10 protein-coding genes are annotated in these 15,706 nt (G+C 44.3%); 1 reads left to right on the top strand and 9 read right to left on the bottom strand.

Annotated elements, in window-relative coordinates; translation table 11 throughout:
• Positions 1–27: 27 nt before the first annotated feature.
• From BMZ72_RS31165 to BMZ72_RS31120, 9 genes are all read right to left on the bottom strand, one after another.
• Positions 28–552 (bottom strand): transcription termination/antitermination protein NusG, encoded by a 525-nt coding sequence (locus BMZ72_RS31165; protein WP_089814520.1) that lies wholly within the window; start codon positions 550–552, stop codon positions 28–30.
• Positions 553–1,009: 457 nt separating this feature from the next.
• Positions 1,010–2,185: a lanthionine synthetase C family protein gene (locus BMZ72_RS31160; protein WP_089814518.1), complete on the bottom strand. Its 1,176-nt coding sequence runs from the start codon at positions 2,183–2,185 to the stop codon at positions 1,010–1,012.
• 93 nt (positions 2,186–2,278) lie between these two features.
• Entirely contained in the window at positions 2,279–3,010 is a 732-nt protein-coding gene (locus BMZ72_RS31155; protein ID WP_089814516.1) for a LytR/AlgR family response regulator transcription factor, read from the bottom strand.
• Positions 3,011–3,021: 11 nt separating this feature from the next.
• Positions 3,022–4,194 carry a sensor histidine kinase gene (locus tag BMZ72_RS31150; protein ID WP_089814514.1) on the bottom strand — a complete coding sequence of 391 codons (1,173 nt, stop codon included), beginning with the start codon at positions 4,192–4,194 and terminating at the stop codon, positions 3,022–3,024.
• Positions 4,195–4,201: 7 nt separating this feature from the next.
• Positions 4,202–5,530 carry a S41 family peptidase gene (locus BMZ72_RS31145; RefSeq protein ID WP_177222985.1) on the bottom strand — a complete coding sequence of 443 codons (1,329 nt, stop codon included), beginning with the start codon at positions 5,528–5,530 and terminating at the stop codon, positions 4,202–4,204.
• A gap of 226 nt (positions 5,531–5,756) precedes the next feature.
• Positions 5,757–5,936, bottom strand: a complete 180-nt coding sequence (locus tag BMZ72_RS31140) for a hypothetical protein (RefSeq protein WP_089814510.1) — start codon at positions 5,934–5,936, stop codon at positions 5,757–5,759.
• 197 nt (positions 5,937–6,133) lie between these two features.
• The gene (locus tag BMZ72_RS31135) at positions 6,134–9,262 is read right to left on the bottom strand and encodes a lantibiotic dehydratase (RefSeq protein ID WP_089814508.1); all 3,129 of its coding nucleotides are present in this window, start codon (positions 9,260–9,262) and stop codon (positions 6,134–6,136) included.
• Between the two features lie 85 nt (positions 9,263–9,347).
• Positions 9,348–11,477: an outer membrane beta-barrel family protein gene (locus BMZ72_RS31130; protein WP_089814506.1), complete on the bottom strand. Its 2,130-nt coding sequence runs from the start codon at positions 11,475–11,477 to the stop codon at positions 9,348–9,350.
• 408 nt (positions 11,478–11,885) lie between these two features.
• Complete coding sequence (locus BMZ72_RS31120; protein ID WP_089814503.1) at positions 11,886–13,406, bottom strand: hypothetical protein; 1,521 nt, start codon at positions 13,404–13,406, stop codon at positions 11,886–11,888.
• A 288-nt stretch (positions 13,407–13,694) separates the two neighbouring features.
• On the opposite strand from BMZ72_RS31120, the gene BMZ72_RS31115 reads away from it, so the two are divergent.
• Complete coding sequence (locus BMZ72_RS31115) at positions 13,695–15,470, top strand: amidohydrolase (RefSeq protein WP_089814501.1); 1,776 nt, start codon at positions 13,695–13,697, stop codon at positions 15,468–15,470.
• Positions 15,471–15,706: the final 236 nt, after the last annotated feature.

Genomic DNA, 15,706 nt, shown 5'->3' with positions numbered 1-15,706 from the left:
CTTTAAGTATGATTAGGTTATTGTTTATTATAATTGTTGTTCTGCTTCAAACGGGATGAGTACACTGGCCGGCATATCCGCCATTATGCTTCTTTGCAGCATATGTACGCGTACGAGTATTTTATCTTTGCCTTTGTACTGTATTACTTCACAGTTAAGGCCACAGAGCGGGCCTTCTTTAATCGTCATCTGCTGACCGGGTGTAAAGCGTTCACTGGAGACTTCCAGGTTATTCCCCGCTTTAGCAATTGTCCTTACGGCTTCTACTGCTGCATCACTTACACGGGCTACTTCATTACCGAAACGCACATAACTGCAGGCGCTTTCCAGGTTTGATCCGTAGTAGAATTCGTGCATATTGGTGAGGCGCACAAATACATATGAGGGAAAAAGCGGTACTTCAAGTACTTTGATCCTGTCAGTCCATCTTCTTTTTACTGTCGTATAGGGCAGGTATATCTGTATGTTTTTGTCTGCCATTTCCTTCGCTACTCTGGCTTCCTGCCGGGGTCTTGTATAAAGGAGGTACCAACCAACGTTAAATTTGGACATACAATGCGGTTTAAAGAGGTCATTAAAGAAATTGATACAGATTGCTAATTCGGTTAACAGTAGAATCCCCTGGGTTTACGGTATTTTTTATCATTTTACCTGCGGGGCACAGCTATCGCTACAAAAAGTCCCAATGTGAATTTTTAAAGGCAACAGGGGGTACAGCACATAGCTATCGCTACGAAGAGTCCCGATCTGTACGTTTAAAGGAAATAATGGGTATGGGACATAGCTATCGCTACAAAGGGTCCCAATGTGAATGTTCTACGAAAAATGAAGGGTGCAGGGTATAGCTATCGCTACAAAGAGTCCCCGATTGAATTTTCTGAAGAGAGACGGATGATCAGGAGTGGTGCGATCATTTCATTTCTCTGATGATACAAACTTAGAATGATTTTTTCCTCTTCTCAAAGTTGTTACACGAACAAGCTCATTCTAAGTACAAACTACTCATAACTCATAATAAAAACGCTTTGCTCCAGTTCAGCTCATGCTCAGACACATAAGAGAGCAGCGTGAAAGCTACGCCTATAGCGCCTTCCAGCATATCCCCTTCTTTGCCTGCATAAACGTTCTGTGGCAGTTCTTCTTCCAGCAGGATAATCGTACGTTCGATCCAGTATTCATATCCTTTACGATATTGTTCTAATCCTCTTTCATCGTACAGCGTTTTACAGAACTGTGCGACACCTGATGCACCATGGCAAAATCCGGAGGAGATCACCATTGTTGCATTTTCATCCTGACGCATCATGCTTTGCACACCGATAAGGTCTGCCAGCATAATGAGGTTGTCGTCGTTGAACATTTTACCTGCGCGGTACAGTAATAATACCTCGTTCAGATCACCGTAACACCATCCCATTCTGTTGGGAGCGGATATTTCACGGGCGTCTGATTTCATGATGAAAGGGAAAAACGAATATTCGTTCAGAGAGAAGTCTATGTCTATTTTATGCTTGAGTATAAAGTGTATGCCGCCAGTAATAATTTTTCTGATCAGCTCTTTGTGTGCAGAATGAGCATACGCGTTGAGTAATATCAGCATTATACCGCACTGACCATGTGATAGACCAAAGCTGATCACGTCTTCGCCATCAATTTTGATCTGGCTGTTTTTAAACCAGTATCCTCCATCTTCTTCTACGGCGTTCAGACAGATCTTTTCGATCAGACTATCCAGGTATACGGCTACCTGCGGACTGGTATGCATTCTTTCTGTGAAATAATGTACCACGCCCAGGGCGCCATGCAGAAAGTCGAAATTATCTGCGGCAATCAGGTCGAGGGCGGATCTGTACAGGAATTCATCAAGATTTTCCAGCTCGTCGTTTACTTCGAACTGCAGGAATCCCTGTAGGGACATTGCGTTCAGGGCATAACCAAAACCGGCGCCACCACTGCTGAGTGAGGCGCCCATTAAAGCGGGAACGCCCGCATTGATATTTGCAAAGACTTCTCCGATGAGATCTTCCGTCTTGCATTTCAATGCGGGCGCTTCAGTAACTTTATAAAGGTGGGAATAATAATAGATCAGACCCAGTTTCCCTTTCAGGAAAGTATCGTTTGTAGTACGATAATTTTCCAGGAGGAGATTTAATTTGTTAAGATGTTTCTGGGCGATTTGTTGCATTGTTCCTTAATCTTTATCTGCAACAAATTTACCTTTCTACACCGCCAAAGGGTAATTTTCTACACCAAAGGGCTGATTCAAGGTACGTACATTTCAGCCCATCAGCTTGTCTTTCATGATGTCGTAAAAGCCTGCCTTATAGGTGTCTCCCAGCAGGATTTCAGCCTTTACATCTTTCAATACAACCATGCTTCCTTCGATGGCAATGATCTTGCTTAAAGACACGATAAATGACTTGTGCACCCGGTAAAAATGCTTTTTGGGCAATCTGCTCTCCAGGTCCTTCATATTGAGCAGGGCCATCGTTTTCTGGCCTGCATGGTGAATCGCCACATAGTTTTTCATACCTTCTATGTAGTCGATATCCCTGAGGTTCACCTTGAGCATTTTGCCTTTAAATTCCGTTTTCAGGAAAATGTAGTCATTTTCAATAGAAGACGCGTCTTCTACGGGGGTTGCCGCCACTGAAGAGGTCACCATGTTCAGCACCCGCTGTACAGCTTTGAGAAAACGAGGCATCGGGATGGGCTTCAGCAGGTAGTCTACTACCTCCAGGTCGAAGCCTTCCGCAGCGAACTCGCTATAAGCGGTGGTCAGGATCACTTTACTTTTTCCCTGTATGGTTTTGGCAAAATCCAGTCCTGACATTTCAGGCATCTGGATATCCAGGAACACCAGGTCAATTTTCTGCATGTTCACGATCTGCAGGGCTTCAATGGCGTTAGTAGTTGATTTTACCAGCTGTAAGAACGGTATCTGACTGATGTGATGCGTTAATACGTCAATGGCATGCTGTTCATCGTCTACTACTAAACAATTAATCATAATTCGAGGGTTTACGGATTATCAATGAGGAGATTATAATTGGCATAACCGGCGTAACCATCTACGGCGCCAGCTTTTTCCGCAGCCGAAACAGCTTTCACTGCGGTGGCCTGCTCTGTTCCCAGATGAATAGACAAGGATACGGTGTAGGTATCATTATCATCTTTTATTTCAAGCAGGTATTTGTCTTTATACACAGCGGAGAGCCTTTTACGGATATTGTCCATGCCAATACCATGTGACAGCTCTTTGGGTCCGCTTTTCTTTTTATTATGCGTGGAAAAATGTACCATTCTGCCATCCTCACTGACGGTCAACCGAAAAATAACCGGATGCTCCGGATTATTCAGATCTCCGTGTTTAAATGCATTCTCTACCAGGGTGATCAGCACCAGGGGAATAATGCGGAGGTAACCGATATTACCGGTAACATCAAACTGTACCTGTAAGCGGTTACTGAAGCGGAGCTGATTGATCTTGATCACGTTCTGGAGATGTTCCACTTCTTTGGAGAGTGGCACCATACCGCTTTCATCTTCACCGCTGTTCAGCGAATAACGCATGATCTCACAGAGTGTTACAATTCCTTCTGCCAGCTCCCTGGAACATCCCAATGATTTTGCATAGAAGAAGTTCAGCGTGTTATGCAGAAAATGCGGATTGATCTGTGCTCTCAGGAAGGCGTATTCTGCTTCCAGTTTTCCCCTTTCTGCCTGCATCTTTTTCAGTTCGCTCTCTCTCAGTTCTTTCTCTTTTGTAATGAGCCTTGCGGCGAAATAATATCCAAAAGCAAAAAAGGAATATCTGATAAAGGTCCATAAACCTGCCACAACGAAGCTGCTCAGCTCAAAAGGCGGCACTTCTACAGTAGGCAGCATCAACGGAAAGATGACGTCGCCTATGAATGCAAATAACAGCAGGTATGTAATAAAAAGCATTATTTCTGCTGCCAGCAGCAACAGGTATTTCTGTTTCCTGGCTGACAGTATTTTCAGGTAAACGTAAATGCTACCATAAAAAACATAAATGCCGGGCAGCTGTGTAAGTACGACGTCTGCAAGGTCAAGCGCGTCTGTATGGGTAACGTAAATCTTATTCAGCGTGCCAAATGCGATGTATAGCAACCAGGCCCCTATGTGGAGTAACACTACCCTGTATTTCCTGTTTATCTGGAAATGCATCATATAAGGGTTATTTAGTTCTAACAAACTCTACCCAATCTACAACATTATCGGGAATTTCTACATCCGGTTCAATGCCTTTGTTGTCCAGCGGCTCTTCCGGCAGCCTGTTGGTCCGGGAAGTGGCATAGCGCAGTGTATACAACTGGCAGGGCATTGGTGTAGAGGCTACATCGAGATAATCGATAGCGCCCATACTGTGCCGGCCGTAGAGCGTTACCTTAGTGCTCTGTTTTGCCTTCAGCAACAGGATCTCCGCAGCGCTGGCGCTACTTTCATTAACGATAAAGGAGATCGTTTTCGGATAAGGTAACACTGTTGGCATAGTGAGGGTGTCGTCTTTCCAGAGTTTATACATGCCTCCCCTGTTGGCCTGTAGTTCTTTCAGTTCGTTTTTGAAAATTGTTTCCATGCTGTCAGAGATGTTGGGGTAGTCTGTAATGGAGTACAGGTCCTTAATATTGTCGTCGGTCGCCATCACAGACTGTCCTTTTGTAATAATAGGATTGGTATAAAGAAACGGCAGCAGTTTCTGAAAACAGAGCACTGATCCGCCGGTATTATTCCTGAGATCTACGATCAGGTGTTTGATGTGGCTGATGACGGTCCGGTTCTGTTCAATCAGACTATCTATCAGGGGTTTTGCCAGTAAACTGAAACTCGGCATTACCAGCAGGCAGGTCTGATCATCCAGGTTACGGAAAAGCGGATCATAGTAGTGCCCTCTGGACACTTCGCCGCTGTTGTCACCCGGGTATACTTTACGCCAGATGCCGGCCACGCCTGCATTAAGGGTGTGCCGGGCCAATGCCAGTATAGGCGTAATGGTATCATGATATTTATTATAGAAATACCGCATTCTGTACGTTCGTCCGTGTTTGCTGACCCTGGCTTTTACCTGTCCGGGTAGCCAGAACACACTGTCCGCCCTCAGGATAATCCCTACAAACTCCTGCCCCTTCTTTTGTCTGTCGCGGATGAAGGCGATCTGGTATGCGTCGTCTTCATTCTGCCAGATGCCTTCCAGTGAATCCAGTTTATCTTTTTGGCCATCCAGGTAACGCATCAGCTGATCGCGTGAAATCGGTTGTGCCTCTGCATTTGCAAAAAGTGCTCTGATACGGATGCTGTCGCCCGGGTTATCGCCTTTGATGGCGAGGGTCATATGGCGATCATTAAAGAACTTTATCCAGCTTCTCAGTACCGTTACACAATTTCGTTCGTCTGTCCGGGCAGCTATCCGGCCAAGACTATCGGTATAGTGTACAAACAGGGAATGGTTGACCTGGGTCACTTTATCGGCGTACCCGGCGTAATTCTTTTCCACCTTTGACACCATATGATTAAAATTATCTATACAACCACAGTCCTGGGCATTTAACTGTCTGGCAAACAAACAAAAGCAGATAGCGATTAGATACTTGGTTAATACTCGGTTACCCATTTATACTCCTTTAAGATAAAAAAAATACGGGAATCTCACTACTATAAGGCCCGGAGTTATTAGCAGGGGCACTGATATGTGAGTTTCCCGTAAACAATGTTGGAAGACAGTCCCTGAAATATCAGAGTGTCAGCATAGCTGTTTCCCTTGTGTCGCACTGTGGACGACCGGAAACATCTGTAGTATTTAAAATAATTCCGCCACCTCCCCAAAGGTTGTTCATCTTTTCAGCGTTCAGCTTGATAACAGTTACCTTGTTCAGTTTCAGCATTTGCTCTTTTTTGTCTGTAGTGTGTTCCATTTTGTTTAAGGTTTAGCAGTTAAGAAATAGTGCTGTGGTAAGGTTTGAAATATTAAAAGATTGCTTGTTTCTGATTGTATAATAAAATTACCCTGTAATCCCCTCCTCCGGAAAAATGCTACACGAAACGGCCGATTCTAAGTACCAACCCGTTCATTTAGGGTCGTTTTTTGCCGTTTTCCGGGCTTTTAAAGGGTTTATTCCTCCCAAACGATACTCTTTGTGCGGGCCAGGGCGGACTGATAATAACGGGCCAGGAAGTCGTACATCACCATTTCCTGCTTACGGGAATAAGTAATCGTAGTACGGTTGATCATCATATGAATATAACTGCGTAGCAGGTCCCTGATGGATATTTCCAGTTTACCGGCACTTTCCAGCATCAGGATCTCATGAGCTACACCGGCAATATTCAGGGACTTTTCCCGCAGGATCTTCATCAGCGGTTGCAGGCTATCCGACTGACTTGCATTCCGTTCCATAAAACTGGCGATGGTCTGTCTGTTATTCCTGTATTTATTGTCCAGCTGCTGCTTCATCTCCTTACTCCAGTTAAATTCTGCCCGGAAATCGTCCCGCAGGCCACTCAGCAGGGCATGTTTCTCATGCAGGGAGAACATAAAACAGTCCAGCAGTTCGTCTACGGCACGGAGACTCCAGAGCCATCTGATCTCCTCCCGCTGGTCGCCCCAGGTATTGTGCAGCAGGTCAGTAAAGGCGACGCTGTCATGATAGAAAAGCGTTTCTGCCTGTTCTATGGCATTGGCACCGTAGCGGGTGATCTCACGGGAATAGGTATCCAGCTGTACCTTCCAGATATAGCCTGCTGCGGTAAATGGTTGCAGACTGGCATGTATTTTCGCCGTCACCTCTCCTATTTTACTTACATCAGTAAGATGGAAGCGTACACGCAGGTGGAAATCGGGGTCATTAAATCTTACGAAGAACCATTTATCGGTCAGACCGGCATCCACCAGTTCTGCGCCCAGGGGCCTGAGTGCATTCAGCAGTATCTTATCGGCTGATTTTACGCCGCAATACAGTTTGTAGTACAGCCAGTCGCTTCCGGGAGTAAAGTCGCGCTGTGCAGGCTCGCTGATCATTTGTTGCGGAACGGCAGCTTTAAGGTGTGTATAGGAAGCTGTATCCTTTCCAAGGGTTGCTACCAGCTGGTTGACATAAGGCTGTCCGTTTTCGTCAGTAATACACTGCTGATTGTTCAGGGATTCACGCAGTTCAAATGTCTGTCTGCCTTTTATAGTACTCAACCAGGCGTTCACCATACTGTGACAGGAGAAATCGACCATCAGTTCGTTATCGCCATCCGCCAGTACCATTATCTCCGGCAATTTCCAGCGTTCTCTGAACTGTTGCAGCGCTACGGTCAGCTCCTCCCCGTTCAGATTCAGCAGCTGCGCGATATCCTTCTGAGAGAATGTCCATCTGGCCAGGTGCAGGATCGTGTTCCGGCAGGTCACTCTTGGGAAGAAACGGTATTTAGATTCCAGGGCGCCCCAGTGGAAAGACATATCCCCTCTTTTATCCTGGAGTTGTAAGTCGCACAGAAAACGATATACAGGCAGCGAATTATTGGTATAATTATGTGCGGTACTCAGACGCGGGATGATCTGTTTGCCCAGGCGGCGGGAACGCATGACCACACGGTTATTGCGAACGGAAATATAAAGGTCCTGTAAGTCGATCTGTTGTTCTTTATCGAGGGATGATTTCGCCAGATAAGGGATCTCATATCCTCTGAATACAGGGTGTAATAAGATATTCCCTGTACGGCTTTCCGGCAGATGGATGATCTCCGCATACACTACTTCCGGATCCATCGCCTGTTCCTTTTCAGTAATATCGCATACCAGTTTGTTGATTTCGTTATCCGCATAGGCAAAACGACCGAGCAGGTTGGCAGCGCTTGATCCACCCGCACTTTCCAGGTAGATGGAATTGTCTTTTTCATCAACGATCCTGAACATTACAGAGAAGGATGGCGGCAGGTCGTTCCAGTTAGCCGTAAAGTCCTTCAGGTCTTCATCATTGATTTCGATGGACTGACGGCCTTCTGCGTACATATCTACCAGTTTGCCACTCAGCAATTGTTCCAGGGCGCCCCAGGAGAAGCGTACTTCATTCATTTTGCCCGGCAGACTAATATCATCCAGCAGTGGTGCGATATTCGTGCTGCTGCTGTCTACATAACCGATACCGGTTTCTCCGTCCAGTACTTCCAGCAGGGGCATTTCCTGTTCTTCGTAGCGTTCATGGAATCGTTGCATGAATGTCTCCAGGTGAGGGTTTGTTCTATATTCGCTGAGTTTATTCATGACGTTCAGGGCATTCTGCAGCTGATCCTGTACGGTGATATTGATACCATTGCCGGATACATGTTTCACTACATCTGTCTGAAACAGTTTGCTTTCATCGTATGCTACGCCTAATATATCTAGCAACTGCATGATCTCACGGTAGCGTTCGATACTGTTGGTAGCACTTGCATCCAGTTGTTGTAACAGGGTGGCTACTTTACCCAATACGGTGAGCAAGTCTTTCACTACCGCCGGGTCCTGCAGTTCAATTCTTTCCAGCACTTCGATCACCTGTTGCAAGAATTCTTTTCCGGTGATGGCGGGTTCAATTTCACTGATGAGTAGCTGTGCTTCTATCAGTTCATCGATGAAGATCCTGGCGTCTTCCTCTGCGATATGATCATCGGCCAGCCAGTTACACAGTTGACCGATGGTAGCGCCGTTATAAGCAGCGCTTACCACTTTATCCAGGTATTCAGAAGCGCTTACGGCGCTGATCTGATGCAGGCGAGCACCGCCTACATATAAGTATTCTACATAACGGAGTTCATCTCCAATGGTATACACGCTGCTATTGGGCATATAGAGCAGGTGTTCTTTCACACCGGGCATGTTGGCCAGTTGTTGAGAAAGCGCACAGAGATAGTGCATATCCAGGCGTGTGTGGCGATTGAAGGTTGTGCTGCTGACAGTCACAGCGGTAGGGTTTTCGCTCCATTCAGTCACCGCGCAACCGGAAAATAATCCGAATGGGGTGCAACGTCTGCTCATACGGATCACATACTTTGTGAGTGAGCGGGTCAGTTTATCAATATCTTTTTTACTGGTGATCCCTCCTTCTCTCCATTTGATACATTCGCTGTATAATACAGGTGAAGCCAGATAGATTGCTTCAAGGAATGCGTTGTCATGCAGTAAAGCTGGCAGTTGATCATTAGTCGGAATTTGCATTAGCGGGAATCTGGGCGTTCTTAGTACAAGGCGATTATCAAAAGAGTAAGGAGTGCTCATAATCAGATTGGGTTTTACTCGCTAGTAATGTTGGTGCCTACTCTGTTCTGCAGCTTTTCGGCTTCCGCTGGATTAGGGTGTGGAATCATCCACCTATTCTGCGCAGCTCTTTTTCGATACCTGTTTTACGGTTTACGGCTGCTTTAACTTGCTGGTTCCCGAACTTGTAACTGAATACCAGCTTAATAAAACGTGACTCTATTTTATCGACATGAGTCGAGATGACTCCGAAAGATGCCACATCGTATGCGGCGTTGAATGTATTGAAGATGTCTGTTACGTTAAATGTTAATCTCCCTGCTTTATGCAATATACTTTTACTGATACCTGCATTTACTGAATAACGGGCTTTCATACGGTAGGTAGCCCATTTTACCGGCGAATACCAGTTGGCAGTCAGTTCTCCTGCAAATCCGCCTGGCAATGCAAATGTATTGGCAGAACTGGCATACATGCCTGCACCGGCAGTATTGATCTCTGCATAGCGGGTATATGTCAGTGTAGCCGCGCTGGTGGTCTGCCATTTGTTACCCAGCAATCCTTTTGACCAGCTGAGGCTTGCACTTGCGGTGGAAGCTCCTTTCAGATTTTCAAAAGTGCTGATCACCACATTGCCGGTATCTTTTCTGTATACGTCTGTCAGCACCTGCGCATAATGCTGATAGCCCAGTGTGGCGAACAATTCATTCCGGTAAGTATATGACAACTCGAAAGTATGGCCAATAGAAGGCCTGATATCAGGATTACCCTGATAGTAGAAATACTGGCTGACATAAGTCAGGAACGGATTGACAATGCTAAAGCTGAAACGTTCTATATTCTTTCTGTAAGCAAAACCATACTGGTGATTTCCGGACTGACCATACACCAATGAAAAGGATGGAAAAATATTAAACTGACTGCGTTTACTATGCTGACGCAATGTTACAGATTCGCCCTGCATGGTGGCGTGTTCTGCACGCAGTCCGGCTCTCAGTTCCCATTGCCTGATTGTACGCTGGTAATCGAGGTATCCTGCATGAATATTTTCCCTGTAAATAAAATGATTTGTTTTTCCACTATCTGTCTGCCATGTTTTTCCGGTTTGTTGTTCCCATAGTACATTATTATCGGTCAGCGTGGCGGTTGTTTTAATGCCTGCTTCGAGTTTTCCTTTCCAGAGTGGCTGCGAATAATCCAACGCCAACGACAGAATTGTATTGTCTGAAGGTGAATTATCTCTTAACAGCCAGGGATTTTTTAAAGTGCGATTGTTTGTTTCAAAATAAGTCGTGATGTAGTCATCTTTCCACGCTTTGTTGTAGTTAAAATAGTCGGCATTCACAGTTAGCTGTCTGCCCATGGTATCCAGATTCACTTTATACCAGGCGTTCACAGCAGGATTTAATACACGAAGATGACCAGTGGTGGCTACTACAGACAATGCATCCTCTTTTTCTGACCGCGTATCCATTGCACGGTCTCTGTAGATTAGCAGTCCTTTGAACATAATTCCGGCACTGCTGCGCTTATTAACATCAAAATCTATTCCTCCTTTGAAAGAATGATTATAACGTACCCTTGTTTCATAACTATTTTGCGTAATCGTTGCTTTATTATCAGCATAGCGGTCTGAACGTAAATCGTAATACTGCTTATTATATAAATAGTCATAATTAGCGTATATGTTCATCTTTTCATTGCGGTAGTTCAGCGCCAGTCCTCCGTTATATCTTCCATATCTCCCCATCCCTACTCCTGCGGTCAGTACCCCGTTCAGTCCGTATCGTTTATTTTTTACTGTGATGATATTTATCACGGCCGCACCTGCTGCATCATAGCGGGCAGAAGGGTTTGTGATCAGCTCTACTTTTTCGATGCTGCCTGCCGGTAGCGCACTCAGCCATCCTTTCAAAGCATCCCCGGATAAGCGGCTATCCTTTCCATCTACCAATACGGTTACTTTTTTCCCATAAAGCTCATATTGTCCATTTCCTCTTTCGATCACACCAGGCGCCAATGTCAAAACCTGTAGTGCATCTCCGCCGGCAGCGATCTTACTGTCTGCGATGTTTAATAATATTTTCCCGGTTTTCATTGTCACTACCGGAGCAGCGGCGTTCACTGTAAAGGCCTGCAGATCGTGTCTGCGTAATGTATCAGCCTGCTGCGCTTCAACTGTCTGTTGCCCCAGACATAGGATTGTGGTGATTACATAGAGGGCTTTGTATTTCATATAGTCGGGTTAATCCTGTCAGCCTTCCGCACATAACGACGATGAAACAAACTTAATGCAGAGAGCGGGATGAGCGAATTGAAATACACGAATGAGGATTTTCGAAGGACGAAAAGGGATTTGGGGAGGGAGGTGTTCCAATATAGCTGTAAATGGAAAAGCCGCCTCTTGCGGGGCGGCTTCTTCGTTATATGATCCGATAATTTGTTAAGATGTCAGTATGAGATTGGCGGCACTGATCTGAGATAGATGTAATTTTCTCTGCAAATCACGCTTCACTTCTCTCATATGTTTATTAAATGATTCTCTTCTGGCAGCATCCTCCTTACTGTTTATTATGAAACATTGTCCATTTTTTTTCAGACGCTCAATGATCTGAGCGTTATTTTCTATGCGGATTATCATTGCTTAGAAACCGTTTAAATTGTTTAAATAAATATTAAACCTCACCAAAGATAATGTATTGATTACTAATTTCCCACCTTGCCCATCAGGATAAAAGAAGGAGTCCTTATAACCACCAAATATCATTGAATTATAATTTTCAAAATTAGGTTCAGTTGCATCGATTATAAAAAGACCATGAGCTAGTTTTAGCTTCATATCTGACTTATCTGATATTTCTCCAATCCATATGAACTTGGGCATCGCAATATTTAAAATAAACTCTTTTACATCTGGCTGTAAGCTAGTATCACGAGCCAGGTAATCTTTATACGATCTGCTTGAAGTTATAAACACCCTTATAAATATTTCACTTCCATATTGAATAGGATAATCTCCATTTAACAATAACTTTTTAACGCACTCTTTGGCAAAACCCGCTTCAAGATACATTTTCTGATGCATCGGCACTATGAATTGATTAATCCGGCAGGAGGACCAATCTGCATTATTATAGTGTTCTGCAGGTGAATCATATCTCTGTAATTGATAAGGAGGTATATTATCGTCTATAAAAACGAACTGTCGGTTAATATCATCATTGTCAAACAGGCTAATCCCTTTTTGCTGAATGATTTCATTTAAATATGGGTCTGATTCCGTTGTAACAGGCAACTGATCAATTTGATCTTCTGTGGTAGGTGTACGGCCTATTACAACTAGTGCATGTGCTATATTTAAACGATTAGTTATCGCTACTATCATGGGCATTCCACTTTCCACATACCCGGAAAACAAACGTTTGAAAGCTATGTCACCAAACTCACTACGGGAATAAATCTTTGTTGCAAATCCGAATTCCCTTAGCGCAAAACCAATCTGTTCCGTCTGCAAACCTTCAGAAGGTATCTGCCTTACATTGGACCGGGCTTTAAGTGTTTGAATGATCATCGATGGCAGTGCAGGCTTATACTCGGGATACCTGGACGAAAAGTATTCCATTATAGCCCAAACTGACGTTTCAGCACAACTTATTGTTTCTGTATCCTGAGAAGAATGTGGGAATCCATGTGCAGTTAGTCTAACTCCATTAACAGTTGCCGGATAAGAAGAAGTAACATGTAGGAATTTCTCTCCTTTCAATGCGTTAGGATCAATGACGGATCGTCCAATTACATATGGAATCGTTGGCCGCAACACCATGAAGCCCCTATAATGTTGTTGCAGTTTTTCAATTTTATCATTTTCCCTGAAATCCCCCTCTTGAATTGCATTTTCAAAAATGGAGACTTTAATACAATTCTTATTATAGTCTCCCAACTTAGTTGAGTAATAAGAATAATAGCTATCCCTATATACTCTGTCTACATATGGAAACTCTACAACAAAACGAATTGCTGGCAGAAATTTGTCAAAATAGTCAACCAATACGTCGTCATATATTGACGCCGCAATTTCATCTGAGATTACCCATTCTTTTTTAAACAATGAGAGCAGATATGCTCGTAAATCTTTGAGATCACAAATAATGGTGGTGTTTGTCATTACTAAAATTTCATAATATTAAATTTTAAAGCAAAGCACGTTGCACGCAATTTAAATCAATAAATTATATCACGTGAACAAAAAAACACATTGAAAATAATTTTTCTTGATAATAGAATCTGCGTTTCATCATGACCTGATAATTGTACATTTCATCGATTTTCCTTCCCTTCGATAAATCAGACAACTAATCATCGCAATTCACGGTTGACTGCTCCTTCCCACAGCACTAGCTTTGCATTATCATTAAGGAAAGGCTTGCCTGACCTTCACTTTAAACGACAACACATGAAAAAAACAATGCTATTGTTTGCTGCTGGTATAGGAATGATGCTCTCTGTGCAGGCGCAGCAAAACCCAACACTGATCATTCATCATGCAAACATCATTACACTGGATGATGCGAAACCACAGGCGCAGGCGATCGCGATTGCAAATGATAAGATCATTGCGGTTGGTAACGATGCGGAGATTCTTCCGCTAAAAGCGACAAATACAAAAGTGGTCAACGCAAATGGGCGCACAATTATTCCGGGATTATATGATTCACATCTGCATGTTATCAGAGCGGGCAGATTTTACAATACTGAATTGAGATGGGATGGTGTGAAGTCTTTGAAAAGAGCATTACAAATGCTGAAAGAGCAGGCGGCAAGAACACCGAAAGGACAATGGGTAAGGGTTGTTGGTGGATGGAACGAATATCAGTTCGATGAGAAACGGCTGCCAACGCTGGAAGAGATCAATGAGGCTACCGGCAATACGCCGGCGTTCATTTTATATCTCTATGCGCATGCCTATCTGAACAAAGCAGGTATTGCCGCATTGCATATCGATGAAAACACGCCTAATCCTACCGGCGGACTTATACAAAAAAACGCAGATGGACAGCCTACCGGTTTGCTGATAGCAGAGCCGAATGCATATATCCTTTATTCTACACTTGCCAGACTACCTGAACTGACGCCTGCTGAAAAAGGCAATTCTACATTGGGTTTTATGACAGAGATGAACAGACTGGGTGTAACGAGCGTCATGGACGCGGGTGGCGGATTTCAGAACTTCCCGGATGATTATGGCATCACTGATTCTTTGTTTAAACTGGGTCAGCTGACGGTCCGTCTGCCTTATTATCTGTTTGCACAAAAAGGTGGTTCTGAGTTGCAGGATTATCAGAAATGGATCAGTATGGTAGATATAGAACACCAACATGGTGAGGAAGCTGAAACGGAATACTTTGTTGAAGGTGGTGGAGAAAATCTCGTCGCAACCGGCGGTGATTTTGAGAATTTCAATAAACCTCGTCCGGACCTTGCCCCTGTTATGGAGCAACAACTTAAAGAAGTGCTGACCGTATTAGTGAAGAACAGATGGCCGTTCCGCCTGCATGCAACTTACAATGAGTCTATCACCCGATTCCTCAATGTGATCGAAGCAGTCAATAAAGAGTATCCATTGAATGGACTGTCCTGGTTCTTTGATCACGCGGAAACCGTATCCGAAGAAAACCTGCAACGTATCAAAGCGCTGAACGGTGGTATTTCCATTCAGCACCGTATGGCCTTCCAGGGGGAGAATTTCGTAGCCCGTTATGGTAAACAGGCAGCCCGTAATACCCCTCCTATCCGGCAGATGCTCGATATGGGTATCAAAGTGGGTGCAGGTACTGATGGTACCAGGGTAGCAAGTTATAATCCATGGGTGGCGCTCTACTGGCTCTCTACCGGTAAAACTATCGGCGGACATGATTACACTGCAAATGAGAATAAACTTGACCGTCTGACCGCATTGAAATTGTATACACAGGGTAGTGCAGGTCTTATCAATCAGCAGGGTGACAGAGGAACATTGAAAGCTGGTTACCTGGCAGATCTCGCCGTGTTAAGCGATGATTATCTGAAAACAGATGCAGCAAAGATCAGGGATATTCATGCATTGCTGACTATCCTGGACGGTAAGATCGTCTATGGCGAAGGCGAATTCAAAGCTGTAGCACCCGTGCAGCCGAAAGCCATGCCGGCCTGGTCTCCGGTGAATTTCTACGGCGGATATCAGTATAAGTAGTACAACGTATTATTGCAGGCTTTATATATTGTAAAAATCCAGCGTTCATAACGCTGGATTTTTTATGCGTATCAATGGATATTATATTGTGTATCAATCAGCTGCAACAGTTTCTTCGATTACTATACGATTACACCGTTATTATGCCGCTATTTCTACGCTCATGAGCGTAGCGGTAGCGGCGTAATAACGGTGTAATAGCGGTGTAGTGCGGATAACTGATTGATATGAGCGAA

The sequence above is a fragment of the Chitinophaga sp. YR627 genome (genome assembly GCF_900114995.1).
In the GTDB taxonomy this organism is placed as follows: domain Bacteria; phylum Bacteroidota; class Bacteroidia; order Chitinophagales; family Chitinophagaceae; genus Chitinophaga.
This window is presented reverse-complemented; position numbering and strand designations above follow the sequence as displayed.